A 24,773-nucleotide genomic window follows, 5' to 3' on the forward strand; every position below is an offset into this window, starting at 1 on the left:
CGCGCATGTCACTTCCGGTCAGGGATCAGCTCAGATACTGGGGCATCGTCTTGGCGGTGTGCGCGCTGATTCTGTGGTTTCTTGGCAATGTGTTACTGCCCTTTGTGCTGGGCGGGGCGATCGCCTATTTCCTTGATCCGGTGGCCGACAGGCTGCAACGCGCCGGGTGTTCGCGGGCCTTGGCCACGGGGATCATCACCATCGCGGCCACGGTGATCTTTGTCGTCATGGCGCTGCTGGTGGTGCCGACGCTGATCAGTCAGGCGGTCGACCTGATCAACATTGCGCCACAACTGTTCCAAGAATTGCAAACCTTTCTGACCGAACGGTTCCCGTCTTTGATTGAGCCGGATTCTACCCTGCGCCTATCGCTCAACACGGTGGGCGAGACCATCCGCTCCAAAGGTGGAGAGCTGTTAAACACGGTTCTGAGTTCGGCCCTGTCCATCGTCAACATCGCGGTGCTTTTCGTCGTGGTGCCGGTGGTTGCGATCTATCTGCTGCTGGACTGGGACCACATGATCGCCACATTGGACGGGCTGCTGCCGCGCGATCATGCGCCGGTCATCCGCCGATTGGCGAGCGAGGTCGACAAGACGCTGTCCTCCTTCGTGCGCGGCATGGGGACCGTCTGCCTGATCCTGGGCACCTATTACGCGGTGGCGCTGATGCTGGTGGGGCTGCAATTCGGCCTCGTGGTTGGCTTCATCGCCGGGATCCTCACCTTTATTCCCTATGTCGGGGCCATCGTCGGCGGCCTGCTGGCGATCGGTCTGGCGCTGTTCCAGTTCTGGGGCGAATGGTGGTGGATTGCCGCGGTGGCGGTGATTTTCCAGCTTGGCCAGTTCGCCGAGGGCAATCTCCTGACCCCGAGGCTAGTTGGCAAGTCCATCGGTCTGCACCCGGTCTGGCTGATCCTTGCGCTGTCGGTCTTCGGATCGCTGTTCGGCTTCGTCGGGATGTTGGTGGCCGTGCCCGTCGCTGCCGCGCTTGGGGTTTTCGCCCGCTTCGCGATGGAGCAATATCGCAGCAGCCTGCTCTACTGGGGCACCACCGATCAGGACGCAGAGTGATATGGCCGAACAGCTGAGTTTTGATTTGCCGGTGCGTCAAGCCTTGGGGCGCGAGGATTTCTTTGTCTCGCCCGCCAACGCGCTGGCGGTGGCTATGGTCGAAGGCGTCCCCCCCTGGTCCGGCGGGCGGCTGGTGCTGAGCGGTCCGGCGCGGTCGGGAAAGACCCACCTGACCCATGTCTGGGCGGCCGAAACCGGGGCGCAGATCGTCTCGGCCAGCAGCCTGCGCGACGAGGATGCGCCACTGCTGGCCCGGGGACCGGTCGCCGTCGAGGACGTGCCAGAGATCGCGCGGGACATGACGGCGCAAAAGGCACTGTTTCACCTCTATAATCTGGTCCTGAGCGAGGGACATGCGCTGTTGCTGACCGGGCGGCTGGATCCGGCGCTGTGGCAGCTGGGCCTGCCCGATCTGCAAAGCCGGATGCAATCGGCACAGCATGTGGCGCTAAGCCCCCCCGACGACGCGCTGCTGATGGCGATTCTGACCAAGCTTTTCTCAGACCGGCAACTGGCTCCGAAACCCGATGTCATTCCCTATCTGGTGGCGCGGATGGACCGCACCTTTGCCGCCGCCGAAGCAATTGTCGAACGGCTGGACCGCGCCGCGCTGGCCGAAGGGCGCACCCTGACCCGCGTGCTGGCCGCGCGACTGCTGGACAGCGACTCCCCCCCAGAGGAAACCGAGTAGTGAAACAGATGGCCCGGACCGCCGCGATTGACCCGCCCCGACCGATCCCGCATCCTGAACCGGTAAGATCAAGGGACGCCATGACGCTGCACCCGGAACCTGAAACGCCCGACTGGGGCCCATTTGGCCGCCCGTTGTTCAAAGACGCCAGTGCCCGTGCCCTGTCCCGGGTCGGCGTGGTGGATGTTGGATCGAACTCGGTCCGGCTGGTTGTGTTTGATGGCGCGGCGCGCTCTCCTGCCTATTTCTATAACGAAAAGATCATGTGTGCCCTCGGGGCCGGGCTGTCGGAAACCGGTCGGCTCAATCCCGAGGGGCGCGCCCGCGCGCTGTCGGCCCTGAACCGGTTTCAGCATCTGGCACTGGGGATGGGGCTGCCGCAGCTCTCGGTGGTGGCCACGGCAGCGGTGCGCGACGCCGAGGACGGGCCAGACTTCTGCGCCGAGGTGGCGCGCGTCACCGGACTCAAGATCTGGGTGATCGACGGCGAGGAAGAGGCGCGGCTCTCGGCGCAGGGGGTGCTTCTGGGCTGGCCGGGCTCCTATGGGCTGGTCTGCGACATCGGCGGCTCGTCGATGGAGCTGGCCGAAATTGCTGGCGGCCGCGTGGGGCGGCGCCTGACCTCGCCCTTGGGGCCGCTGAAGCTGCGCGATGTCAAGGGCGGTCGACGCGGGCGCAAGGCCCATATCAAGACCGTTCTGGAAGATCTGAAAGAACGGATGGGCCCGCAGCGTGACCGGCTGTTTCTGGTCGGCGGCAGTTGGCGCGCCATTGCGCGGATCGACATGGCGCGGCGCGGCTATCCGCTCAAGGTGCTGCACGAATACCGCATGACCGCGAAATCGGTGCGCGAAACCGCGCGCTACATCGAGACCAGCGATCTTGACAGCCTGCGCGCAGAAGCCGGAGTCTCTGCCGCGCGGATGGCACTGGTGCCCTATGCGATGGACGTGCTGAACCGGCTGGTGCGCTGCTTTAAACCCAAGGATATCGCAGTTTCAAGCTATGGCATCCGCGAGGGGCTGTTGTATGAACAAATGCCGCAGCAGCTGCGCGACCGCGATCCGCTGATCGAGGCGTGCTATTTCGCCGAAGACAAGGATGCCCGCCTGCCCGGCTTCGGCAAGACCCTGTTCAATTTCGTCACGCCCCTGTTCCCCCAGGCACCGCAGGCACAACTGAGGCTGATCAAGGCCGCCTGCCTGCTGCATGACGTCAGCTGGCGCGCCCATCCCGATTATCGCGCCGAGGTCTGTTTCGACTATGCCACCCGCGCCAATCTGGGCGGGCTGAAACATGCCGAGCGGGTGTTTCTGGGTCTGGCCCTGCAACACCGCTATCGCAACAAGCGCGAGGGCGAACGCTTTACCCCGCTCTATTCCCTGCTGGATGAAAAAGGGCAGAAACAGGCGGAAATTCTGGGCAAGGCGATGCGGTTCGGCGCGATGTTCGTGATGAAACCCGATGCCGATATCGGCGGCCTGCGTTGGTTCCCGAAGAAGCGGAAACTGGAGCTTACACTGCCCGAGGAGTCTCGTCCGCTTTTTGGCGAGGTGGTCGAGGCACGGCTGATGTCACTGGCGCAATCGCTTGAGGCAGAGGTCGAGGTTAAGACCCGCAGCTGATCCGGCTGGCCCCGTCTGGCCCGGCTGATCTGGCGCTCAGATGTCGGTCGGACCGCTTGAAGGTGCCTCGTCGCCATTCGCGTCCGGTGTCTTTTCGGGATCGGGGGCAAGGTCTGGGTCGGGGCGGCGGCGAATCAGGATATCGCCATTTGGCTGCATCTCGGGCGGATAATACAGCGTCCAGTCCTTCACCTCGTCCATCATCTCGGCCAATGCCGGACCCATCTCTTGAAGAAAGCTGCCCATCGCCGGACCCATCCGGTCGGCGAACCCGCGCAGATCTTCCATCGCCGGGGCCATCTCGTCGCGCAGCCCTTCCATGAACAGCTGCAAACCCTGCTCCATCATCGAGGGTTTATCTTCAGCCTCCTGCGCCAGAACAGGCGCGGCAGGACAGGCAAGAGCGAGCGTCAGGGCAAGGGCGATATGGCGTTTCATGACCCCAATATAGGGGCAGAAGGGCGCGTGCGTAAGGGTCAGATGTCGATATCCAATGTGACCGGAAAATGGTCCGATGCGGTCAGCAGCGCATTGCGCACCTCTTCAAAAGACCAGCAGGTTTCATCCTCGAACGGATGCCAGATGCGCCACGATGGGCGCCGCGCCATCAGATCCGGCGATACCATGATGTAATCCAGCAAGGCGTGCAAATACCGGCCTTGCGATTCGATATGGAACCGCGCGCTGGTCGGGGTTGCCGGAACATGGGCCTGAAACGCCAACCGGGCATGTGGATCAAACATGTCCTCCCCCAACAGAACCTCGACCGAGGAGCGCCCGAACAGGTCTTCGAATTCATCTAGGCCCGGACCGTCGTTCATATCCCCCATCAGGATCACCGACTCCCCGGCCTCGAGATGGGCGGTGAGTCGTGCCCGCAACCAGATCGCCTGCGTCAACTGCTTGCGCCGCGCCTCGATCGATGCGCGCATGATCTGGTCGCGACTGCCCCCGCCGTGCGGCGCCTTGGATTTCAGATGCGCCCCGATCAGGCGCAGCCGGGTGCCAGCAGCCGTCACGGCGGCCAATTCCAGCGGCGGCTTGGAGAACACCACCAGATCCTCGTCCCCGTCGTTGTTCAGGTCGATACGGAACACGCTGTCGAATCGGGGAGCCTCCACGCTGCCTTTCTTGCCGGTCTCCTCTCCCCTCGGGTCGTGGTGAACGGTGATGGTATCGGGATCGTACAGCAGCGCGATCTCTTGATGGGTGTCATTGGCAAAGCCGATCACGGCGCGGCGCTGGCGCAGGTCAAAGGCGCGGGCAAAACGCTCCAGCGCCGTCACCGTGTTCTGTCGTCGCCCGGTATTGGGGGCCTCGATGATCATCACCGCATCCGCGTCCAGCGCCGTGAACACCTTGCCCAGCGCCTCGATCTGCTGCGCGCGAGTCACATTCTTGCGCCCCGACCAGGCGTCGTCGAGCAGCAATTCATCGTCGTTTCCAAACAGGTTGGCGAACCATTCGACGTTATAGGTCGCCAGTCGCATCAGCGCTTGTCGCCGCTGATCTCGGCCCAGGCGCGGTTGATGTCCACCATGCGCCGCTCAGCCAGACGGATCGCCTCGGGCGGGACGCCGCGAGCGATCATCCGGTCGGGATGGCATTCACGCACCAACCTGCGCCAGGCTTGGCGCACCTCGGCCGCTGGGGTGCCCGGCGCGACCCCCAAAACCGCATAGGGATCGGGGTCTGCACCAGAGACAAAACGGGCCTTGAGCGCCGAGAACTCAGCCGGGCTGAGGCCAAAGATCCCGGCCACGTCCTGAAGAAAGTCATTTTCGTTCGGGTGAAAGAACCCGTCGGCCATGGCGATATGAAACAGCCCCTCCATCAGAAAGCACAGCGTCTGACGGTCATCCTCGAACATGCGATTGATCCGCTGGGCGTATTCACGATAGCCGGCGACATCGGTGCGCGCCATGTTGAACACGCGCGCCGCCCCGGCCTCGTCGGTCTGGGCAATCTGGAACACCTCGCGGAACGCCATCACCTCGTCGCGGGTCACCTGCCCGTCGGCCTTGGCCATCTTGGCGCCCAGCGCGATCACCGCGATGGCGAACCCGACGCTGCGCTGCGGCGGTGTGCGCAGCCGATCGAACACCTCTGTCAGGCTTTCGCCCTGGCGCAGCGCGGTCAGCGCATCGGCTATGCGGTTCCAGATCGACATGTTTCAACTTACCCTGCCAACACGGCGGTGTCAGGTTCGGATTCCGGGCGCGGTCTGACGGATTTTCTGCGGTAGCACAAGCCCCGGACATCGGCCCTAGGCTTCGGGCAGATGCGGCGCCAGAAGATCGCGCGGCGTCACGGCCTCAGGATTAAAAACCGTACAAAATCGCGGTCAAAACATCCAATACAGCAGCGCCCATATCCCGGCCAGAACCGTGGGGTAAAAAGTGCCGGCAAAGCCCAGCGCGCGCAGCGGCGGCGACAGATGGTAGCCGATCCAGAACAGGACCCGCATCAGCGCAAAAGACAGCCCCAGCCCAATCGCCACCGCCCCCCCCAGCGTCAGCGCCGCAAAGGGCCAGATCGCCAGCGCCAGAAGCAATTGTTCCAGCGTATTGTGCAGCACCCGCTGATCAATTTCGGCCCGTGACCCCGGCGCGGCAGCGGCCCCGTCAATCAGCGCATCGTCGAAAAAGCGCCGCGCCGCCAATCGCGCGATCATCGCGGCCAGCACCAACCCCGGCGCCAGAAAGGCCCCGGGCAGTGCCAGCGGCGCCGGCAGATAGGGAAGCTCCAGAAACGCCGGCGCAAACACCACCGCCAGCGCCCAGAGGGCGCCAGCGATCATGCCGATCAAAATGGTGGGGCGCTTGGCCGTCACCCCCGCGCCTCGCGGATCAGCTTGAGAACATCCTGCGCCGCATGCGGGATATTGGTGCCCGGCCCAAAGATCGCCTTGACCCCGTTATCATACAGGAACTGGTAATCCTGTTGCGGGATCACCCCGCCACAGATCACGATGATCTCGCCCGCGCCCAGATCCTTGAGCGCCTGCACCAGTTGCGGTGCCAGCGTCTTGTGGCCCGCCGCCTGGGACGAGATGCCGATCACGTGCACGTCGTTGTCCACCGCATCCTGCGCCGCCTCGTCCGGGGTCTGGAACAGCGGCCCCACATCGACGTCAAAACCGATATCGGCGAAGGCGGTGGCAATCACCTTGGCGCCGCGATCGTGACCGTCCTGCCCCATCTTGACGACCAGCATCCGCGGGCGGCGTCCCTCTTCCTCGGCGAAATCCTCGACCGATTTCTGGATCGCGGCAAAATCCGCGTCGCCCTCATAGGCAGCGCCATAGACCCCGGCCAGCGTCTTGACCTCGGCGCGGTGACGACCGAACACCTTTTCCATTGCCATGCTGATTTCCCCAACAGATGCACGTGCACGCGCGGCCTCGACCGCCGCTTCCAGCAGATTTCCGCCCTCATTCGCGCGCCGGGTCAATTCCTCCAGCGCGGCATCACAGGCAGCCTGATCGCGGGTGGCGCGGATGTGCTCCAACCGGGTGATCTGGCTTTCGCGGACCGCGACGTTGTCGACGTCCAGAATGTCGATCGGGTCTTCCTTGTCCTTGCGGTACTTGTTGACGCCGACGATCACCTCTTCGCCCCGGTCGATCAACGCCTGACGGCGCGCGGCGGTCTCTTCGATCCGCAGCTTGGGCATGCCGCTGGCCACGGCCTTGGTCATGCCGCCCATCTCTTCGACTTCCTGAATCAGCGCCCAGGCTTGATCGGCCAGTTGCGAGGTCAGGCTTTCGACATAGTACGAGCCCGCCAGCGGATCGACCACATTGGTGATCCCGGTCTCTTCCTGCAGCACCAACTGGGTGTTGCGCGCGATCCGGGCCGAGAATTCGGTCGGCAGCGCAATCGCCTCGTCCAGCGCATTGGTGTGCAGCGACTGGGTGCCACCCAGAACCGCGCTCATCGCCTCGTAAGCAGTGCGGATCACGTTGTTATAGGGATCTTGTTCCTGCAACGACACGCCCGAGGTCTGGCAGTGGGTCCGCAGCATCTTGGAGCGGTCGCTCTTGGCGCCAAACTCGGTCATGATGCGGTGCCAGAGCAGACGCGCCGCGCGCAGCTTGGCCGCCTCCATGAAGAAGTTCATGCCAATGGCAAAGAAGAACGATAGCCGACCGGCGAATTTGTCCACATCCATGCCGGCATTCATCGCGGCACGCACGTATTCGCGCCCGTCCGCCAGGGTATAGGCCAGCTCCTGCACCAGGTTCGCGCCGGCCTCTTGCATGTGATAGCCCGAGATCGAGATCGAGTTGAACTTGGGCATCTCGTTTGAGGTGTATTCGATGATGTCCGCAATGATCTTCATCGAGGGTTCGGGCGGATAGATATAGGTGTTGCGGACCATGAACTCTTTCAGAATGTCGTTCTGAATGGTGCCCGCAAGCAGCGATTTGTCGTGGCCCTGTTCCTCACCGGTGACGATGAAGCTCGCCAAGATCGGGATCACCGCGCCATTCATGGTCATCGAGACCGACACCTTGTCGAGCGGAATGCCGTCGAACAGGATCTTCATGTCCTCGACGCTGTCGATCGCCACGCCCGCCTTGCCGACATCGCCCATCACGCGGGGGTGGTCGCTATCATAGCCCCGGTGGGTGGCCAGATCGAACGCGACCGAGACCCCCTGCTGACCAGCGGCCAGGTTGCGGCGATAAAAGGCGTTGGATTCCTCGGCGGTGGAGAACCCGGCATATTGCCGGATGGTCCAGGGCCGGCCCGCATACATGGTCGCCTTCACCCCCCGGGTGAAGGGGGCAGAGCCCGGCAACGTGCCCATGTGGGGCAGATCGCAGGTATCTTCTTCGGTATAGAGCGGCTTGACCTTGATCCCTTCGAGGGTGGTCCAGTCCAGATCCTCCAACGGGCGACCGCGCAGCTCTTTCTCAGCCAGCGCCTGCCAGTCGTCTATCTTCTTGCTCATCGCGTCTTCCTCTTATCAGGTCCGGTTGCGGTGGGGTCTGGCCCACCGGTATCTTGTTAGGGTCAACTGCCAGCCGGGCGCATCCACCGCCCCCGCCAGCCAGCCACATCATGTCGTCGGAATAACTCTCGCGCAGGGCTGCCCCCTGAGCGGGCGAAAACGGCTGCCAGCGCCCGGTGCCCGTCGGCAGCGCGGCACCCTGCCGCCCCAGCCAGGCCCGCAACTCGGGCAGGCGCGGCGTGGCGTTCAACCAGTCGCGGGCATATTGCACCGGGGCCGGGCCGGGGGCGATGGCAGCAAGCTGGGCCTCGGGTCGGCCGCCGAACGTCTCGAACGGCAGCACCTGCAGCGGCACATCGGGCAGCGCGCAGGCGACCTCTTCGAGCACATCGCGCCAGCTTCGGCCCGTCTCGCTCAGCCGGGTCAGCATCGCCGCGCCGGGCATGCCGTGACCGCGCACGATCCCCCAAGCCAGCGCCGCCGCCCAATAGCTGTCGGGCGCACGCAGAGTCACCACCACCTTGGTCGGATAGCCCTCGAACGCCTGCCCCAGCCGCGCCAACCGCTCGCCCAGACCGCAATACAGCCCGCCCAGCCGGAGATTGGCCCGGAGCGAGCCCATCATGCCCGGGTCGCTGACGATCAGCCGCCGCACCCCCGCCTCGGCGCTGCGCGCCAGATTCAGCCGGATACGGCCCAGGGCACGGCGCGCCGCCTCTGGTCGGGGGGCCGACAGCCCATCTTCGGGCAACAGCCCCGCGAACAGCCCGTGCCGGGTTCGGCGCGGTCCCCAAACCGTGCAGCCCGTGGCCTCGAGCCGCGCCCGGTTGCGGTGCAGATAGTCGTGAAACGTGGTCGTGGCACACAGATGCGCGCCGATATGCAAAATGATATCCATCGCCTTGCCGGTCCTTGTCATGCGGGCCGACCCAGCCGGCCCTTTTTGGGAAGGCCCCCATGGTCATGCCCAACCCCTGACAAAGCGATTAACGTTAAACTTTTTCGGGCCCTCTGCGAAAACCAAGGTCGCATTCCCCGCCCGCAAGCCTATATTCGCCAAGACAGGAGACCGTATGAAACGCATCTTAGCCTTTGTTCTTTCTGCCTCTATCCCGCTCTCGGCCGCCGCCGCCGAAGAGGCCGTGCCGATCGATGAGACACTGTCGGTCGATGAGACCGCGCAGGCCGCGCCTACCGAGGACAGCCAGCCAGCCGAGGAGCCCTTTATCAGACCCGTGGGCGAGACCGAGCTGAGCACATTTCTCTGGCGCAATCGCCCGATCGTGATCTTTTCCGACACGCCCGCCGATCCGCGATTCGCCGACCAGATCGCCATGTTGGAGGCCGAGGCCGAACGGCTCATGGTGCGCGACGTGGTGGTGCTGATCGATACCGATCCGGCGGCCCGCAGCCCGGCGCGCGAGAAATTGCACCCGCGCGGGTTCCAGTTCGTGCTGATCGCCAAGGACGGCACCGTCGCGCTGCGTAAACCCGCACCGCTGAGCGTGCGCGAGATCACCCGCACCATCGACAAGATGCCGATGCGCCTGCGCGAGATCGAAGAGCGCCGCGCCGCCCCCACCCGATAGCAGGGCGCGCAGCAAATCTGCCCCGGCCCGACGCGTCTGCGCGCCGGGACACAAGGGGGATGATCTGCCGCGCGCCGGGTCATGGGGTTATTCGAACTCCATGATGACATCGTCCACCGCCAGGCTGTCGCCCGGTGCGGCGTTGATCTTGGTCACCACGCCCGTGCGCTCGGCGCGCAGGATGTTCTCCATCTTCATAGCCTCGACGGTGCAAAGCGCCTGGCCCTCCTGCACCTCGTCGCCGACCTCGGCATCGACCTTGACGATCAGGCCGGGCATCGGGCAGAGCAGCAGTTTCGAGGTGTCCGGCGGCAGTTTCTCCGGCATCAGTTCCGCCAGTTCGGCCTGACGCGGGTTGCGCACATGCACCTTCAGATCCGCGCCGCGACTGCGGATGCGGAACCCATGGGTGATCTTGCCCACCTTCAGCACCAGCTTTTCGCCATCGACGTCGATCTCGGCAAGTTGATCGCCCGGCACCCAGCTGGCCGTCACACGGTGGCTGCTGCCGTCGTCAAACTGCACGGTCGCCCCCTCGTGATCGGCGGCCACCCGCACCGGATAGACCCTCCCCTGAAGGCTAACCACCCAATCCTCGCCCACATGGCGTTCGTGGTTGTCCATCCGCCCCGAGATGCGGGCGCGCCGGATCTCGGCCACCCGGTGCATCGCGGCGGTGCTGGCGGCAATCCGGCGCAGCGCCAGTTCCGACAGCTCGACCCCGACGAAGCCTTCTGGATATTCCTCGGCGATAAAGGCCGTTGTGATGTCGCCGGACACGAATTTCGGATGATCCATCACCGCGCTGAGGAACGGCAGGTTATGACCGATGCCCTCGACTTCGAACGCGTCCAGCGCATCGCGCATCGCCTCGATCGCCTCGGCACGGGTCGGGGCCCAGGTGCAGAGCTTGGCGATCATCGGATCGTAATACATGCTGATCTCGCCGCCCTCAAAGACGCCGGTATCGTTGCGCACGGCGGTTGCACCCGACGGCGCGTCCCCCTGCCACTTGCCATTGACCAAAAGCGGGCCCGCAGCCATCTCGGCCGGCGGACGATAGCGCGACAACCGACCGATCGAGGGCAGGAAGTTGCGATACGGATCCTCGGCATAAAGCCGGTTCTCGATCGCCCAACCGGTGAGTTTCACGTCATCTTGGGTGATCGACAACGGCTCGCCAGCGGCGACGCGGATCATCTGTTCGACCAGATCAACGCCGGTGATCAGCTCGGTCACCGGGTGTTCCACTTGCAGACGGGTGTTCATTTCAAGGAAATAGAACTTCTTCGAGCCATCAACGATGAACTCCACCGTGCCGGCGCTGGCATAGCCCACCGCCTTGGCCAGCGCGACGGCCTGTTCGCCCATCGCCTTGCGGGTGGCCGCGTCAAGAAACGGGCTCGGGGCCTCTTCCACGACCTTCTGGTTGCGGCGCTGGATCGAACATTCGCGCTCGCCCAGATAGACGCCATTGCCATGGGCATCGCACAGCACCTGAATTTCGATGTGGCGCGGTTGGGTGACGAATTTCTCGATAAAGATACGATCATCGCCAAACGAACTGGCCGCCTCGTTCTTGGAGGACTGGAAACCCTCGCGCGCCTCGTCGTCGTTCCAGGCGACCCGCATGCCCTTGCCGCCGCCGCCGGCAGAGGCCTTGATCATCACCGGATAGCCAACCTCGCCCGAGATTTTCACCGCCTCTTCGGCGTCCGCGATCAACCCCATATAGCCGGGCACGGTCGAAACACCGGCCTCTTGCGCGATCTTCTTGCTGGTGATCTTGTCGCCCATCGCCTCGATCGCCTTAACCGGGGGGCCGACAAAGGCAACGCCCTCGGCCTCGAGCGCCAAAGCGAATTTCGGGTTCTCTGACAGGAAGCCGTAACCGGGATGCACCGCCTCGGCGCCGGTTTCGCGAACCGCCGCCATGATCTTGTCGATCACGATATAGGACTGGTTCGCCGCCGGCGGGCCGATGTGCACCGCCTCGTCGGCCATTTTCACATGCAACGCATGCTTGTCGGCGTCGGAATAGACGGCAACCGTGGCGATCCCCATCTTGCGGGCGGTCTTGATAACGCGACAGGCAATCTCGCCCCGGTTGGCGATCAGGATCTTGTTGAACATGCTGTGTCCTTCGTTCTTGGGTGTCTGGCACGCAAAACGCCAGCCCGGGCACAGTGGCCCGAACTGGCGTTCGGCTCATCTCGGGTCGGCCCGCTTGCGGGCCGGAAATTGATCAGGCGCGGGCGCAAGCCCGGCTTAGCACTTGTCGGGGTGTTCCTGGCAATACAGCACATTGGCCGCAGCCCCGGCCGCCGCACCGACACCCCGGTTGGTATCGAGCACAGCCGCGCCAAGATAGCCGGCACCGGCGCCATACAGCAGCTGTTCACCCGGATCGTCGCCGCAGGCCGCAAGGCCCGCACAGACCGCAAGGGCCAGAAAAATAGGTTTCGCCCGCATCTCGCCATTCCTTCTTGTTCCGACGCATGTCGTTGCGGGACCAAACTGCCAAGTCGCGGCGCGGGCAAGCAAGATCGCGTGCGCCCCCGCCGATTGGCAAAACGTCGCCGATCCGGCAGCGCCTTGTTCTGGCAAAAGAAAATGGGCAGGCCGGTGCAAAGCGCCCGCGCCTGCCCAAGAGAGGAAGGGGTATCGAACATCTGGTCCGCAACGCCAGCGCAAAGGGGTCCGCGCGGCGCCGTGGTCAGGATGCGGCAATCGACCAACACGTCCAAGCCCGACCGCGCACCGGGTCCGGTTTGGGCCGGAAACCGCTGATTTCGCCCAGCCACATGCAAAACCCCGCCGATGCTCATCCGAAGATCTCCGGAAAGCTGGCGCGCGCCGCATCAAGGTCGATCCGCAAAAGCGCGTCATAGCTTTCGGGATCAAACGGGTCCTCGGCTGCGACCACCTCGCGGCCGAACAGCCAACTCAGCCGCCCGGCATCAAGATTGCCACGCTCGAACGGGGCATCGCCAAAATGCTCCCACAGCGCCCGTATAAAGCCGGCATCGGCGCGCCGATCCGGCGGGCGACGATCGGAAAAGCGTTCGCGCCGGGTGATCTTGGTCACGCCCTTGGGGTTGGGGCGGCGGATGATGAACTGGAAATCGGTTCCGGGAAGGCGGCCGGGAAAGCCGCGATGCTTCAGCATGACAGCGCCCCCCGACCGTCCCGGATCAGCGGATGCGCAGCGGGTGACGGGACCGGCCAACCAGCCGGTCCCGCAAGGGTTTTACTTGTATTTTCCGGTAAAGGCCGGCTCGACCGAAATCGGCTCGGGGTCGACCATGATATACTCTTCTTTCGGCGAGTTATCGCAGGCCGCCACAGTGGCGACCAAGCCAACCATGGCAAGGAATTGGATGCTCTTCGACATCTGTTTCTCCAGACTGTTTCACTGAAACCAACAGGGCGCACGCGCCCTGCCTGCCTCAAACACGTGGTTTCAGCCGCTGTTTCGCGGCCAGTTCGGATCATAGCCGAAATCCCACGGGAAATACATCCACGGGCTGTCACCACGCCCGTTTGTGGCGACAAAGCCTCAACTGGCACCATGGGTGAGCTTTCCCTCGCAAGATATTGTACCGTCATCAAAACCCCTCCCAGATGCAGCGGTCGTCTTCGGGGCGATATGCCTCGAAATACTGGGTGGCGTCGGGGGCGGACTCGCCAAAAGGCACCACCCGGTCCGACAGGGAAATCACCACCCGCGCCGCCGAGAGTCCCTGCTGTGCCAGATAGGGCAGCGCAACGGTAGCGCAAAGATGATCCATGTCTGCGGCACTGTCGTCCGGTGTGATCGCATGCCCGATTTGCGGCGCGATGAACCGGAACCGGCCCCAGAGCGCGCCGGGGGTGTCGTCCAGAAGCACCTCGTGCAGACGGACGGTCTGGCCAGAGGGCACCGGGATCATCTCTTGCGCGGGGAGTGTCCCTTGCGCCGTGATCGGTGCGGCGGCCCAGCCTGCACACGGCAGATCGGCCAGCAGCACAGAGACCAGCGTTACAGTGATAAGTGCGCAGCCCCGACGCCCCCGCGAACGGCAAGCTCCTCCTGCCGGGGCTGCTGGCGGCATGCGGAAAACCGCGACCGCTAACTTGTTCTGTATCCCGGCAATCATTGCGCAGGAGTCCCAGCCCTGTCAATTCTCGCGTACGTTGAGCGGGCTTGGTTTTGACAATTCATCCCGGTGCCACCCCCATGCTGAGGGGCGAGGTCGGCGGGCGAAATGATCTCGATCAACTTCCTATCGTCGCAAGGACGGTCCCCAAAGAACGCACGCCCCCCTGCCTCCGCGAGCAGGTTGCCAATGGCGTGAGAGAGGGGGAAAGCCTGGGTGGTCCAGAGCTGGGTCATCGATACGCTCCCGGGTCTGCGAGGCCCCGCCAGAGACCGAGGTCGGAGCCTCCGGCGGGAATATTTTCAGCCAGAAAAAGGCCGGATCACAACGGAATGTTGTCGTGCTTCTTCCACGGGGTTTCCAGTTTCTTGCGGCGCAGGCTGGCAAAGGCGCGGGCCACCCGACGGCGGGTCGAATGCGGCTGGATCACCTCGTCGATAAAGCCTTTCTCGGCCGCCACGAAGGGGTTGGCAAAGCGGTCTTCATAGTCCTTGGTGCGCTGCGCGATTTTTTCCACATCCCCCAGTTCCGAGCGATACAGGATCTCGGTCGCACCCTTGGCCCCCATCACGGCGATCTCGGCGGTGGGCCAAGCATAGTTGAAATCCGCTCCGATATGTTTGGAGCTCATCACGTCATAGGCGCCGCCATAAGCCTTGCGGGTGATCACCGTCACCTTCGGCACCGTCGCCTCGCCATAGGCGAACAGCAGCTTGGCGCCGTGCTTGATGACGCCGCCATATTCCTGCGAGGTGCCGGGCAGGAAGCCGGGCACGTCGACCAGCGTCAGGATCGGGATCTCGAAGGCATCGCAGAACCGCACGAAACGGGCGGCCTTGCGCGAGCTGTCGATATCGAGACAGCCAGCCAACACCATCGGCTGGTTCGCCACCACACCCACGGTCTGCCCCTCAAGACGGATGAACCCGGTGATGATGTTCTTGGCGAAATCCTCCTGGATTTCATAGAAATCACCTTCATCCGCAACCTTCAGGATCAGCTCCTTCATGTCGTAGGGGGTGTTGGCGTTTTCCGGGACCAGGGTGTCCAAGCTCATCTCGACCCGGCCGGGGGCGTCGAAGAACGGGCGCACCGGCGGTTTTTCGCGGTTGTTCAGCGGCAGGAAATCGACCAGGCGGCGCACTTCGGCCAGCGCCTCGACGTCGTTTTCAAAGGCACCATCGGCAACCGAACTTTTGCGGGTATGAGTCGAGGCGCCACCAAGCTCTTCTGCGGTGACCTGTTCGTTGGTCACGGTCTTGACCACGTCAGGCCCGGTCACGAACATATAGGAGGTGTCCTTGACCATGAAGATGAAGTCGGTCATCGCCGGGGAATAGACCGCGCCACCGGCACAGGGGCCCATGATCACCGAGATCTGCGGCACGACGCCAGAGGCCCTGATGTTGCGCTGGAACACGTCGGCATAGCCGGCGAGCGAGGCGACCCCTTCCTGAATCCGGGCCCCGCCGGAATCGTTGATGCCGATCACCGGCGCGCCATTCTGCACCGCCATATCCATGATCTTGCAGATCTTTTGCGCGTGGGTCTCAGACAGCGAGCCGCCGAAAACGGTGAAATCCTGACTGAACACATAGACCAGACGGCCATTGATCGTGCCCCAGCCGGTCACCACGCCATCGCCATAGGGGCGGCTTTCTTCCATGCCGAAATCGGTACAGCGGTGCGCGACGAACATGTCAAACTCTTCAAAGCTGTCGTCGTCCAGCAGCAGGTCGACACGCTCGCGCGCGGTCAGTTTGCCGCGAGCGTGCTGTGCGTCGATCCGCTTCTGCCCGCCGCCCAGCCGGGCGGCGTCGCGGCGCTCTTCCAACTCGGAAAGAATGTCCTTCATGATGCGTATCCCCTGTAAGATTTCAGCGCAGCATATAGGCAGGACAGCGCCGACCAAAGTAAAATTCGGCAAATTTGCAAATGATTGAAAACATAGACTTGCTAATGTGCAAATCAGCAAATTCAGGCGGCATTATACCCTGGCGTCTTTCGACAGTCGCGTTTTGCTTCTTTCAGACGGGTCACTTTGCTATGCATAGGTCTGACACCATCACGGCCCCCAACCGGATCGAGGACCACAATGATCTCTCAGACCGAAATTCTTTCTGCCATGCAGTTCAACAGTTTCTTCGAACTCAACCCGATGAATGACACCGGCGCGCCGCGCGCGATCATCACCTATCAGTACGCCGGCAACAGCGAGCCGGACGATTTCCCCGCCAGCGGCAGTTTTAGCGGCTGGACCGCCTTCACCTCCGGGGAGAAATCCGCATTTGAGGCGGCGCTGGCCCATATCGAGAGCTTTCTCAATGTCGATTTCGTCGCGGCCCCGGGCAGTTCCGATCCGATCCTGAACGTGGGCAAGGTAAGCCTGCCGGGCAGCACCGCAGGCTATGGCGGCAACAGTATCTCCTGGAACCCGGCGACGGATGAGATCACCAACTATGACAGCTATGTCGTTTACGACAATACGCTTGACCTGACCGCGTACCCCGACCTGCTGCTGCATGAACTGGGGCATGCGCTGGGGTTGGATCACCCGTTCTCGGACCCGGCCCTGCCGGACGCGCTGGAGAGCAACAAATACACGGTCATGTCCTATGACGTGAACCCGGACAACGGGCTCGACAGCGATGCGATGATGCTGTTCGACGTCTTCGCGTTGCAGGATATCTGGGGCGAGGTGGACTACAACAGCGGCGACACCACCTATTCCGGGTCGCGCACCGATACGGTGGACGCGGTCTGGGACAGCGCCGGGCGCGATACCTTCGACGCCTCGGGCCGGGCCAGCGATGTGACGCTGATCCTCAAGGCTGGAGAATTTTCCAGTTTTGACGCGACTGACGATGTGGTGATCACCTATGGCACCCAGATCGAAAATGCCACTGGCGGCGCCGGCAACGACACCCTGAGCGGAAACGCTGCGAACAACCTGCTCTTGGGCGGGGCCGGCGGCGATACCCTGCTGGGCCAAGCTGGCAAGGATACGCTCAAAGGTCAGGCTGGCAGCGATACGCTCAAAGGTCACAAGGGCAACGACACCCTGCTTGGGGGCGGTGGACGCGACACCCTTTTGGGCGGCAACGGAAGCGACATGCTGAAGGGAGGGACCTCCAACGACACGCTGAAGGGCGGGACCTCCAACGATACGTTGAACGGCCAGAAGGGCGACGACACGTTGTTCGGCCAAGGCGGCGCAGACACGTTCGTGTTCTTCAAGACTGGCGGTAACGACACCATCGCCGACTTTGTTGACGACGTGGACACGATCCGCTTTGGCAATCTGGGCAACGCCGACGCGGTCCTTGCTGCGGCCACCCAGGTAGGCAACGATGTGGTGTTCGATTTTGGTGGCGGCGATACCTTGACTGTTCTAGATACGATAGTGAGCGTGTTAAGTGATGACATCATCGCCTGACACGGAGGGAAGAACAGTCGGTAGCAGCACTCCATGGCAAAGCGACAGGGACCTGTCGGGCGTGATGCGCGAAGTGCATCGCCTCGAACACCCCCTCATATTGGCACTCTGATCCTGTTGTCGGGCCTGTCCGCGCTCGGCATGAATATCTTTTTGCCCAGCCTGCCGAACATGACTGCGTATTTTCAAACCGACTACCGGTTGATGCAGCTTTCAGTGGCGCTCTATCTCGGTGTGAACGCGGTGGTTCAGCTTGTGGTCGGGCCGATTGCCGACAACATGGGACGGCGGCCGGTGATCCTGTGGGGACTGGTGCTGTTCCTGCTTGCCACGCTGGGCTGCCTGTTGTCCCCCAACGTCGAGCTGTTTTTGCTGTTTCGCATGTGTCAGGCGGTGGTGGTGGTGGGCATGGTGCTGGGCCGTGCCGCCGTGCGTGACATCTACCCGCCAGAAACCTCGGCCAGCATGATCGGCTATGTCACCATGGGCATGGCCATCGTGCCGATGCTGGGCCCGGTCGCAGGCGGTTTCCTTGACGAGCTGTTCGGCTGGACCGCCAATTTCTGGCTGCTGATCCTGCTGGGGGCGATGACCCTGGCACTGGCCTATTTCGATTTCGGCGAGACCGCGCAGAAAAGCGGCAAGACCCTGATCGCGCAGTTCCGCGAATACCCCGAGCTTTTGCGCTCCCCTCGGTTCTGGGGCTACTCTCTCACCGCCGCCTTTTCCTCGGGCTGCTTCTTTGCCTATCTGGGCGGCGCACCGTTTGTCGGAACCGAGGTTTATCATCTCGAACCGGGGATGTTGGGGATCTATTTCGGGGCCCCGGCGCTGGGGTATCTGATCGGCAACTTCCTTTCGGGCCGGTTTTCGACCCGCGTTGGGATCAACCGCATGGTGCTCTGGGGCAGCTGGATCTGCGTCGGCGGCATGGCGGTGTCGCTGTTGGTGACGGCCACCGGGATCGGATCGGCCGAAACCTTTTTCGGGTTCATGACCTTTATCGGCCTCGGCAATGGCATGACCCTGCCCAACGCGACCGCCGGGGCGCTTTCGGTGCGCCCACATCTGGCCGCCACCGCCTCCGGGCTGAGCGGGGCCACTATGCTGGGCGGTGGTGCCGGGCTCAGCGCGCTGGCGGGGGCGCTGCTGACACCACAGACCGGCGCTTGGCCGCTGCTGTTGATCATGCTGATCACCTCGGCCCTAGGGGTCGCGGCAATCCTGCTGGTGATCGCGCGAGAACGCCAGCTGGGTCTGTGAAGGGCTTGCCCCGGCGGGTTTGCAAATCTACTTATTCCCTGAGCGAAGCTGCAAACCACCCGAGGAAAGACACCCGATGGCGACCCAAAAACTTTATGCCGGGGCGAAACTGCGTGAAATGCGCACGCGGTTCGGACTGACGCAAAAGGATTTCGCCGCCAAGTTGGGCGTCTCCCTGCCCTATCTCAACCAGATGGAGAACAACAACCGGCCCGTCAGCACCACCGTGGTGCTGGCGCTGGCGCAGGAATTCGGCATGGATGTGACCGAGCTGTCGACCGGCGACAGCGAACGTCTGGTCAGCGACATGCGCGAGGCGCTGGCAGATCCGGTCTTTGCCGATGCCACGCCGCCGCTGGCCGATCTGCGGCTTGCCGCCTCCAACGCGCCAGCGCTGGCGCGGGCCTTTCTGGCGCTGCATCGCAGCTATCGCCAGACCCATGAACGGCTCGCCTCGCTGGACGAGGCCTTGGGGCGCGAAGATGCAAGGCTGGAGGCCAGCCCTTGGGAAGAGGTGCGCGACTTCTTCCACTACTGCGACAACTATATCGACGCGGTGGACCGGGCGGCCGAAAACTTCGCCAATCAGGGAACCGGGCCCGGCCGCATCGGCGAAACCGCGCAATCGGTGCTGGAGCGCATGGGCATCACGATCGAGCTGTCCGATATCGCACCGCTGCGCCAGTTCGACGCCGAGGCCGGGCTGTTGCGCCTGTCGACCCGCGCCAGCCCGGAAACCCGGCTGTTTCAGACCTTGCTGCAAGTGGCGTTGTTACGTCAGGACAAGCTGTTGGAGGCTACGCTGGATTTCGCCCGCTTCCGCAGCGACGAGGCCCGCGCCATCGCCAAGATCGGGCTGGCCAACTACTTTGCCGGCGCGGCCCTGATGCCCTATGGCGCGTTTCTGGAGGCCGCCCAGACCCACCGCCACGATCTGGAGGTGCTCGGCGCCCGTTTCGGGGCCTCGATCGAGCAGGTGGCGCACCGGCTTTCAACCCTGCAACGCCCCGGCGCCAAGGGCATCCCGTTCTTTTTCGCGCGGGTCGATCAGGCCGGAACGATCACCAAGCGCCACAGCGCGACGCGGTTGCAATTCGCCCGTTTCGGCGGCGCTTGCCCGTTGTGGAATGTGCACCGCGCCTTTGAAACCCCGGGCCGTTTTCTGCGGCAACTGGCCGAGACGCCGGACGGGGTGCGCTATGTCAACCTTGCGCGCGACGTCTCGAAACCCGGTGGCAGTTTTGGCGCGCCAGTGCGCCGCTATGCCATCGCGCTGGGCTGCGAAGTACGCCATGCCGACGCGCTGGTCTATGCAGACACGCTGGATGTGACCAACGCCGAGGCGTTTGAACCGATCGGCATTTCCTGCCGGATCTGCGAACGCAAGACCTGCCACCAGCGTTCGGTCCCGCCGCTGGAACGGCGGCTGAGCATCGACGCCAACCGGCGCGGTGTGCTGCCCTATGAGGTGAACTGACCCCGCCTACTCGGGTCGTTCACTTCTTGCCCACCGATCCACCCGGATTTTCGATCGAGTCGTGATCGACCAGATCCCAAGCCATCCCGGCGTTGCGATAGATGCGTTTGCCCAGCCGGGGGTAATCGCCCACGTCATGCGCCAGCCGCTCGCCCACCACGATACAGCGCAGGATTTCGGGGCCGGTATTGCGGATCGAATGCGCCAGCCCGCCCTTGCGATAGCCCAGAAAATCACCGGGTTTGATCTCGACCGCCTTCTCTCCGAGATAGGCCGTCGCCTGCCCGGAAAGCACATAGACGCATTCGTCTTCATGGTGGTGCAGGTGATGCTCGGTGGTGTCAAAGCCCGGCGCGACTTCGATGATGTGGAACCCGAACCCGGTCAGACCGACCGCATCCCCCAGCGATTTGTTGATCCGCTGGGCGTTTGGGTTCAGGAAATGGGTCTTGCTCACCCCCTCCATCGCCGCGATGTCACCGCCTGTGATCAGGTATCTGTCTTCAGCCAAGGCCCTGCTCCCGTTCGAAAATCCGTCTTGCGCAGCCTAGCGTATCGGGGCGGCCGCTGTCACGTCCAGCGCACGCGCAGCAGGGGCTGCCCGCAGAATTAGGATCGGGAAAGCATCGGAAACGAAAAAGGGGGCGCCAACGACGCCCCCGGGAAATCCACATATGCAGATCTTATCAGGCCTTGGACAGGATCGCCCAGATCTCGTCCTTCAGGGTCGCCCGCGTCTTGCGCATCTCGACCTCGACCAGGTCTTCGACCGGTTCCACGTTGGTCTCGGCCCGGTGCACCGAGCGGTTGACCTCGTGGTACTCTTCCACAAGCTTGGCAAAATGCGCGTCGCTCGCTTTCAGCTTGGTCATCTGCGCGACGTGTTCGGGAAATTCTTCAACCAGTTCGTGCGGGGTATGGGTCATCTGTTCGCTCCTCTAATATCGCGTTGCGCTATACCCTATGGGGCGCCCGTGTCCACCACATTGACGCGGATCAAACGACGCGTGCCCCCAGCTCTGGTCTCAAGGCGCAGGGTCAGACCCCGCTTGGGATGCGCATCAGGATCAGGATGTTGCAGCCGCTTATGGGCGCCCGCCCTTGCACAGCCCCCGGAGCACGCCAAGCGCCTGCGTCTGCGCATCCTCCGGGGTCAACCCGGGGTCCAGCGCGGCGCGGATATAAAGCCCGTCGATCAAGGCGCCCAGCGTATCGGCCGCCTCTTCCGGGCCAGCGCAATAGGGGCGCAGCGCATGGATCAGGTTTGACCGCAGCCGCCGGTGATAGACTTGCCAAAGCCGCAGCGCCTCGGCATTCTTTTGCGCCATGCCATAAAAACACATCCACGCGCCCACCGCCTCGGGGGTGAAGCTTGATCTGGAAAAGCTCACCCGCACGATGGCGGCGGCCCGGTCTCGGGATGTGGCACGGGCCAGTTCGCGCCGCGCCTCGCCCCCGAATTCCTCAAGGATAGAGCGCATCGCAGCCAGAAAAATCTGATCTTTTCCGCCGAAATAGTGGTGCGCCAGCGCGCTCGACATGCCGGCGCGCCGGGCAATCTGGCTGACGGTGACGTCCAGCGTGCCCGCCCTGCCCAGTTCGGCAATCGTGGCGCGCACCAGCGCGGCGCGCCGGATCGGTTCCATTCCCAGTTTCGGCATCTTGCCCTCGCATATTGGATAGCGGACTGACGACTAGTCGTCTTGGGCTGACCCGTCAATCAAGACCCCGCAGCAGCGGCGCGGGCCGCTTAGTCAAGCTTGCGATAGTGCAGGAAATTGCCCCGCGGCAGATACATCAGTGTCATGTTGAAGGCGCCGAGCTCCTCGATCGAATAGCACAGCAGATCGCCGGTTTCCTCTTCCGTCCACACCAGAAGGTTGTGACCATCGAAAAACTCGCATCTGTCGCGCATGCTGAGATAGTCGCGCCCAAGATAAGCCCCGTCATAGGTATTATCCAGTTCGGATCCGATGATGGTGAATTGCGAATCGGGATCTTCAGGCGAATACCACGTGCCCTGCAGTTTGCTCAGGGTGGTGTCCCAATAGGTATAGGCGCGCGGACTGACATGGCGCAGCACGATATCGGCACTCCGATCATGGATTGCCTCTAGATCGCCTTGCACCTCGATCGGTGTGCCCGGCAGATAGCTGCGCATCGCTTGCAGAATCCCCACCGGGGTCCGTCCGTCGTCGTAGACATAGAATTTCGTCCCGTCAGCGTGAAAGCTGCAAAAGGGGGCCTCGGTCTCGCTGACACAGTCCTGAAAAATCGCGCTGCCCGAAGCATAGGGCTCGCCCCAAGTTCCGGGGGCGGAGGTGCCTGTGGTCGCGGTATCGGCCCCCCCGGCTAGTGGGCCGGTTTTCAGCCCGGTTTCAGGCGGAAGCGGTTCAGCCTCGTCAGCCTTTTGCGGGCTGACCGCATCGGTGAAGGAAAAGGTAAAATCCAAAGCATCGCCAGTATCGATCTGAGCGAATTCCGACGCGACATATCCGCGATCCACGCAATCGGTATCCCCCTCGATGGTAAAGGCCGCCCGCTGCGTACAGAATTCATACCCCTCAGCCAGGAACCGGCGGGTCGACGCCTCGGCACGGTAGTAAAAATAGCGGTATTTCAAGTCGCCTGCGATCGGGGTGACGCAGGATCCGGGGTCAAGGTTCCACCAGCCCTCAGAAATCCATTGATCGCCGGATTTATAGCCCACGGCGACCGAATGGCGTGCGCTGGCCTCATTGCACAGGTCCAGCCCCGCCACAGCCGCCACGGGCGCAAGCCCGCCGAGCAATGCGACGGCGAAAATCAACCCCTTCATACTTTGTCCTCTCTCTCACATCCGATCCAGCCTAGGCGCGGGCGCACGGATCTGACAAGCCTCTCATACCCCTGTCGCCGGTGCGGCCGGCGTCACGCTGCGACGCCGCACAACCGCTTCGCGCCAAGTGATGAAGCCGATGGCGCCCAGGATCAGCCCGCCACCGACAACGACCCAGATGTCGATCGCCTCGTGAAACACCACCGCCCCCAGCAGCATCGCCCAGACCAGTTGCAGGAAAGTCACCGGCTGCGTCACCGTGATTGGGGCCGCGCGCAACGCCAGCGTCATCATCAGATGACCGGCGGTGGCGAAACTGGCCACGGCGAACAGGATTCCCAGCTCCTGAAGTGTTGGCGTCACCCAGACCGCGATGGCAAAGGGCGCCAGCCCGATCGTCACCCAGATCGACAACATGCCGACGACCACCGTTGGGCTGACCCGGTCGGCCAGCACCTTGGCCACCAGATAAGACCCGCCAAAGACCGTCGCAACGATCAGCATCGCCAAATGGCCCGGCTCGACCTCGCGGAACCCCGGCCGCAGGATGATCGCCGCGCCCAGCAGCGCCGCCGAGATCGCCGCAATCCGCCGCAAGGCCAATTTCTCCCCCAGAAACAGCGCTGCGCCAATAGTAACGAAAACCGGCGACAGATAGTTCAGCGCGGTCAGTTCGGCCAGGGGGATACGGGTCATGGCAAAGAACCACAGCATCACCCCCCCCGAGTGCAGCACGCCACGTAGCGCGAACATCCCCCAAAGCCCCGGTGTCAGCTTCGCGTTCAGCATCGGCCGCAGCATCGGCAGCACGAAAACCAGCGCCAGCGCATAGCGCAGAAAGGCAGCTTCGGCAGCAGGGATACGCGGCCCCAGAGACTTGACCAGCGCGGTGACGGCGACAAAACACATCCCCGTCAGGAGCATCCAGACGATGCCCGCAACAGGGCGGGCTGGAGCGATATCGAGTTTCCGATTTGCCATCTTATCCGGTTCAACACTTAAAAAGCGGGGCTCACAACCCGTCACAGGAGAATAAGTCTAAGCGCGATCGCCCACATTGTCAGCCCGATCACAGCATCCAACACCCGCCACGCCCCCGGACGCGCCAGAAGCGGCGCCAGCAGGCGCGCACCATAACCGAGGGCGAAGAAAAAGGTGAAACTGGCGGTGACTGCGCCCAGCCCGAACGCCAGTCGGTCGTCGTATTGCGCCGCGATGGACCCGATCAGCACCACGGTATCCAGATAGACATGCGGATTCAGCCAGGTCAGCGCCAGCACAATGGCAAGCGTCCGGGGCAGACTGGCACGGCTGGCCTGTGCCGCTGTGAGTTCACCACCGCCACGCCACGCAGAGCGCAGGTTGCCCAAGCCATACCAGATCAGGAACGCCGCCCCGCCAAAGCGCATCAGGGGCGCGAACCACGGCAAGGCCTGCGCCAGTTGGCCCATCCCGGCCACACCTGCGGCGATCAGGACCGCATCCGACACGGCACAGGTCAGAACAACGGCGAGCACGTGCTCGCGCCGTACCCCCTGACGCAGGACAAAGGCATTTTGCGCGCCGATGGCGAGGATCAGGGAAAACCCGAGGGCGAAACCGGGGAAAAAAGCGGTCAAACTGTACACTCCGTAGGTTGGGCGGTTCGGGTTCGGGGCGTGGGCCTTCTACAGGGCATCCCTTCAAACCACACCAAGTTGATT

At 63.2% G+C, this 24,773-nt stretch carries 25 protein-coding genes; 7 read left to right on the top strand and 18 right to left on the bottom strand.

Annotated features, from left to right (window positions below; genetic code table 11):
* The first annotated feature begins 5 nt into the window (after window positions 1-5).
* From E1B25_RS03140 to E1B25_RS03150, 3 genes are all read left to right on the top strand, one after another.
* Complete coding sequence (locus tag E1B25_RS03140; protein ID WP_132827191.1) at window positions 6-1,073, top strand: AI-2E family transporter; 1,068 nt, start codon at window positions 6-8, stop codon at window positions 1,071-1,073.
* Window position 1,074: 1 nt separating this feature from the next.
* Window positions 1,075-1,764 (top strand): P-loop NTPase family protein, encoded by a 690-nt coding sequence (locus tag E1B25_RS03145; protein ID WP_132827192.1) that lies wholly within the window; start codon window positions 1,075-1,077, stop codon window positions 1,762-1,764.
* Window positions 1,765-1,844: 80 nt separating this feature from the next.
* Complete coding sequence (locus E1B25_RS03150) at window positions 1,845-3,389, top strand: Ppx/GppA family phosphatase (RefSeq protein WP_132827259.1); 1,545 nt, start codon at window positions 1,845-1,847, stop codon at window positions 3,387-3,389.
* 36 nt (window positions 3,390-3,425) lie between these two features.
* Here the strand turns inward: E1B25_RS03150 and E1B25_RS03155 are convergent, their stop codons facing one another.
* From E1B25_RS03155 to E1B25_RS03180, 6 genes are all read right to left on the bottom strand, one after another.
* Window positions 3,426-3,827 (bottom strand): hypothetical protein, encoded by a 402-nt coding sequence (locus E1B25_RS03155; protein WP_132827193.1) that lies wholly within the window; start codon window positions 3,825-3,827, stop codon window positions 3,426-3,428.
* A gap of 38 nt (window positions 3,828-3,865) precedes the next feature.
* Window positions 3,866-4,879 carry an endonuclease/exonuclease/phosphatase family protein gene (locus E1B25_RS03160; protein ID WP_132827194.1) on the bottom strand — a complete coding sequence of 338 codons (1,014 nt, stop codon included), beginning with the start codon at window positions 4,877-4,879 and terminating at the stop codon, window positions 3,866-3,868.
* The gene (locus E1B25_RS03165; RefSeq protein ID WP_132827195.1) at window positions 4,879-5,559 is read right to left on the bottom strand and encodes a molecular chaperone DjiA; all 681 of its coding nucleotides are present in this window, start codon (window positions 5,557-5,559) and stop codon (window positions 4,879-4,881) included. The genes E1B25_RS03160 and E1B25_RS03165 overlap by 1 nt, the downstream gene beginning before the upstream one ends.
* Before the next feature lie 174 nt (window positions 5,560-5,733).
* Window positions 5,734-6,189 (bottom strand): MAPEG family protein, encoded by a 456-nt coding sequence (locus tag E1B25_RS03170; RefSeq protein ID WP_132827196.1) that lies wholly within the window; start codon window positions 6,187-6,189, stop codon window positions 5,734-5,736.
* Window positions 6,190-6,218: 29 nt separating this feature from the next.
* A complete protein-coding gene (gene scpA, locus E1B25_RS03175; RefSeq protein WP_132827197.1) occupies window positions 6,219-8,348 on the bottom strand; it encodes a methylmalonyl-CoA mutase in 2,130 nt (709 codons plus the stop codon).
* Complete coding sequence (locus E1B25_RS03180) at window positions 8,311-9,246, bottom strand: hypothetical protein (RefSeq protein WP_245510590.1); 936 nt, start codon at window positions 9,244-9,246, stop codon at window positions 8,311-8,313. The genes scpA and E1B25_RS03180 overlap by 38 nt, the downstream gene beginning before the upstream one ends.
* Before the next feature lie 175 nt (window positions 9,247-9,421).
* Between E1B25_RS03180 and E1B25_RS03185 the strand changes: the two genes are divergently transcribed.
* Window positions 9,422-9,937, top strand: coding sequence for a DUF4174 domain-containing protein (locus E1B25_RS03185; RefSeq protein WP_132827199.1), 516 nt, complete (start codon window positions 9,422-9,424; stop codon window positions 9,935-9,937).
* Window positions 9,938-10,024: 87 nt separating this feature from the next.
* Here the strand turns inward: E1B25_RS03185 and E1B25_RS03190 are convergent, their stop codons facing one another.
* The 6 genes from E1B25_RS03190 to E1B25_RS03210 all read right to left on the bottom strand — a co-directional run bounded on the left by E1B25_RS03190 (window position 10,025) and on the right by E1B25_RS03210 (window position 15,931).
* Window positions 10,025-12,070 carry an acetyl-CoA carboxylase biotin carboxylase subunit gene (locus E1B25_RS03190; protein WP_132827200.1) on the bottom strand — a complete coding sequence of 682 codons (2,046 nt, stop codon included), beginning with the start codon at window positions 12,068-12,070 and terminating at the stop codon, window positions 10,025-10,027.
* Window positions 12,071-12,205: 135 nt separating this feature from the next.
* Window positions 12,206-12,409: a hypothetical protein gene (locus E1B25_RS03195; protein WP_132827201.1), complete on the bottom strand. Its 204-nt coding sequence runs from the start codon at window positions 12,407-12,409 to the stop codon at window positions 12,206-12,208.
* Between the two features lie 352 nt (window positions 12,410-12,761).
* On the bottom strand, window positions 12,762-13,106 hold the full coding sequence (locus tag E1B25_RS03200) for a hypothetical protein (RefSeq protein WP_132827202.1): 345 nt from the start codon (window positions 13,104-13,106) through the stop codon (window positions 12,762-12,764).
* An 81-nt stretch (window positions 13,107-13,187) separates the two neighbouring features.
* Complete coding sequence (locus E1B25_RS22080; protein ID WP_165937540.1) at window positions 13,188-13,331, bottom strand: hypothetical protein; 144 nt, start codon at window positions 13,329-13,331, stop codon at window positions 13,188-13,190.
* Window positions 13,332-13,545: 214 nt separating this feature from the next.
* Window positions 13,546-14,031, bottom strand: coding sequence for a DUF6497 family protein (locus E1B25_RS03205; protein ID WP_132827203.1), 486 nt, complete (start codon window positions 14,029-14,031; stop codon window positions 13,546-13,548).
* A 367-nt stretch (window positions 14,032-14,398) separates the two neighbouring features.
* Entirely contained in the window at window positions 14,399-15,931 is a 1,533-nt protein-coding gene (locus tag E1B25_RS03210; RefSeq protein ID WP_132827204.1) for an acyl-CoA carboxylase subunit beta, read from the bottom strand.
* 240 nt (window positions 15,932-16,171) lie between these two features.
* On the opposite strand from E1B25_RS03210, the gene E1B25_RS03215 reads away from it, so the two are divergent.
* The 3 genes from E1B25_RS03215 to E1B25_RS03225 all read left to right on the top strand — a co-directional run bounded on the left by E1B25_RS03215 (window position 16,172) and on the right by E1B25_RS03225 (window position 20,252).
* Window positions 16,172-17,512, top strand: coding sequence for a M10 family metallopeptidase C-terminal domain-containing protein (locus tag E1B25_RS03215; RefSeq protein ID WP_132827205.1), 1,341 nt, complete (start codon window positions 16,172-16,174; stop codon window positions 17,510-17,512).
* Window positions 17,513-17,545: 33 nt separating this feature from the next.
* Window positions 17,546-18,775 (top strand): multidrug effflux MFS transporter, encoded by a 1,230-nt coding sequence (locus E1B25_RS03220; RefSeq protein WP_132827206.1) that lies wholly within the window; start codon window positions 17,546-17,548, stop codon window positions 18,773-18,775.
* A 76-nt stretch (window positions 18,776-18,851) separates the two neighbouring features.
* The gene (locus tag E1B25_RS03225) at window positions 18,852-20,252 is read left to right on the top strand and encodes a helix-turn-helix domain-containing protein (RefSeq protein ID WP_132827207.1); all 1,401 of its coding nucleotides are present in this window, start codon (window positions 18,852-18,854) and stop codon (window positions 20,250-20,252) included.
* Between the two features lie 19 nt (window positions 20,253-20,271).
* Here E1B25_RS03225 and E1B25_RS03230 read toward each other — a convergent pair whose 3' ends face one another.
* From E1B25_RS03230 to E1B25_RS03255, 6 genes are all read right to left on the bottom strand, one after another.
* Window positions 20,272-20,763, bottom strand: coding sequence for a cupin domain-containing protein (locus E1B25_RS03230; RefSeq protein WP_132827208.1), 492 nt, complete (start codon window positions 20,761-20,763; stop codon window positions 20,272-20,274).
* A 175-nt stretch (window positions 20,764-20,938) separates the two neighbouring features.
* Complete coding sequence (locus tag E1B25_RS03235; RefSeq protein WP_132827209.1) at window positions 20,939-21,178, bottom strand: HP1242/YdcH family protein; 240 nt, start codon at window positions 21,176-21,178, stop codon at window positions 20,939-20,941.
* A gap of 159 nt (window positions 21,179-21,337) precedes the next feature.
* Complete coding sequence (gene betI, locus E1B25_RS03240; RefSeq protein WP_132827210.1) at window positions 21,338-21,913, bottom strand: choline-binding transcriptional repressor BetI; 576 nt, start codon at window positions 21,911-21,913, stop codon at window positions 21,338-21,340.
* Window positions 21,914-22,002: 89 nt separating this feature from the next.
* Entirely contained in the window at window positions 22,003-23,070 is a 1,068-nt protein-coding gene (locus E1B25_RS03245) for a DUF1036 domain-containing protein (RefSeq protein WP_132827211.1), read from the bottom strand.
* Window positions 23,071-23,133: 63 nt separating this feature from the next.
* Window positions 23,134-24,051, bottom strand: a complete 918-nt coding sequence (locus E1B25_RS03250) for a DMT family transporter (RefSeq protein WP_245510591.1) — start codon at window positions 24,049-24,051, stop codon at window positions 23,134-23,136.
* A gap of 41 nt (window positions 24,052-24,092) precedes the next feature.
* Window positions 24,093-24,689: a LysE/ArgO family amino acid transporter gene (locus E1B25_RS03255; protein WP_132827212.1), complete on the bottom strand. Its 597-nt coding sequence runs from the start codon at window positions 24,687-24,689 to the stop codon at window positions 24,093-24,095.
* Window positions 24,690-24,773 lie beyond the last annotated feature (84 nt).

Origin of the sequence: Antarcticimicrobium sediminis, from assembly GCF_004348975.1 — a bacterium.
Classification (GTDB): Bacteria; Pseudomonadota; Alphaproteobacteria; order Rhodobacterales; family Rhodobacteraceae; genus Antarcticimicrobium; species Antarcticimicrobium sediminis.

What these genes read in the sequence shown, in the direction of transcription:
- E1B25_RS03140 (WP_132827191.1), top strand. Translation starts at nt 6, where the DNA reads ATGTCACTTCCGGTCAGGGATCAGCTCAGATACTGGGGCATCGTCTTG.
- E1B25_RS03145 (WP_132827192.1), top strand. Translation starts at nt 1,075, where the DNA reads ATGGCCGAACAGCTGAGTTTTGATTTGCCGGTGCGTCAAGCCTTGGGG.
- E1B25_RS03150 (WP_132827259.1), top strand. Translation starts at nt 1,845, where the DNA reads ATGACGCTGCACCCGGAACCTGAAACGCCCGACTGGGGCCCATTTGGC.
- E1B25_RS03155 (WP_132827193.1), bottom strand. Translation starts at nt 3,827, where the DNA reads ATGAAACGCCATATCGCCCTTGCCCTGACGCTCGCTCTTGCCTGTCCT.
- E1B25_RS03160 (WP_132827194.1), bottom strand. Translation starts at nt 4,879, where the DNA reads ATGCGACTGGCGACCTATAACGTCGAATGGTTCGCCAACCTGTTTGGA.
- E1B25_RS03165 (WP_132827195.1), bottom strand. Translation starts at nt 5,559, where the DNA reads ATGTCGATCTGGAACCGCATAGCCGATGCGCTGACCGCGCTGCGCCAG.
- E1B25_RS03170 (WP_132827196.1), bottom strand. Translation starts at nt 6,189, where the DNA reads ATGATCGCTGGCGCCCTCTGGGCGCTGGCGGTGGTGTTTGCGCCGGCG.
- scpA (WP_132827197.1), bottom strand. Translation starts at nt 8,348, where the DNA reads ATGAGCAAGAAGATAGACGACTGGCAGGCGCTGGCTGAGAAAGAGCTG.
- E1B25_RS03180 (WP_245510590.1), bottom strand. Translation starts at nt 9,246, where the DNA reads ATGGATATCATTTTGCATATCGGCGCGCATCTGTGTGCCACGACCACG.
- E1B25_RS03185 (WP_132827199.1), top strand. Translation starts at nt 9,422, where the DNA reads ATGAAACGCATCTTAGCCTTTGTTCTTTCTGCCTCTATCCCGCTCTCG.
- E1B25_RS03190 (WP_132827200.1), bottom strand. Translation starts at nt 12,070, where the DNA reads ATGTTCAACAAGATCCTGATCGCCAACCGGGGCGAGATTGCCTGTCGC.
- E1B25_RS03195 (WP_132827201.1), bottom strand. Translation starts at nt 12,409, where the DNA reads ATGCGGGCGAAACCTATTTTTCTGGCCCTTGCGGTCTGTGCGGGCCTT.
- E1B25_RS03200 (WP_132827202.1), bottom strand. Translation starts at nt 13,106, where the DNA reads ATGCTGAAGCATCGCGGCTTTCCCGGCCGCCTTCCCGGAACCGATTTC.
- E1B25_RS22080 (WP_165937540.1), bottom strand. Translation starts at nt 13,331, where the DNA reads ATGTCGAAGAGCATCCAATTCCTTGCCATGGTTGGCTTGGTCGCCACT.
- E1B25_RS03205 (WP_132827203.1), bottom strand. Translation starts at nt 14,031, where the DNA reads ATGCCGCCAGCAGCCCCGGCAGGAGGAGCTTGCCGTTCGCGGGGGCGT.
- E1B25_RS03210 (WP_132827204.1), bottom strand. Translation starts at nt 15,931, where the DNA reads ATGAAGGACATTCTTTCCGAGTTGGAAGAGCGCCGCGACGCCGCCCGG.
- E1B25_RS03215 (WP_132827205.1), top strand. Translation starts at nt 16,172, where the DNA reads ATGATCTCTCAGACCGAAATTCTTTCTGCCATGCAGTTCAACAGTTTC.
- E1B25_RS03220 (WP_132827206.1), top strand. Translation starts at nt 17,546, where the DNA reads ATGGCAAAGCGACAGGGACCTGTCGGGCGTGATGCGCGAAGTGCATCG.
- E1B25_RS03225 (WP_132827207.1), top strand. Translation starts at nt 18,852, where the DNA reads ATGGCGACCCAAAAACTTTATGCCGGGGCGAAACTGCGTGAAATGCGC.
- E1B25_RS03235 (WP_132827209.1), bottom strand. Translation starts at nt 21,178, where the DNA reads ATGACCCATACCCCGCACGAACTGGTTGAAGAATTTCCCGAACACGTC.
- betI (WP_132827210.1), bottom strand. Translation starts at nt 21,913, where the DNA reads ATGCCGAAACTGGGAATGGAACCGATCCGGCGCGCCGCGCTGGTGCGC.
- E1B25_RS03245 (WP_132827211.1), bottom strand. Translation starts at nt 23,070, where the DNA reads ATGAAGGGGTTGATTTTCGCCGTCGCATTGCTCGGCGGGCTTGCGCCC.
- E1B25_RS03250 (WP_245510591.1), bottom strand. Translation starts at nt 24,051, where the DNA reads ATGGCAAATCGGAAACTCGATATCGCTCCAGCCCGCCCTGTTGCGGGC.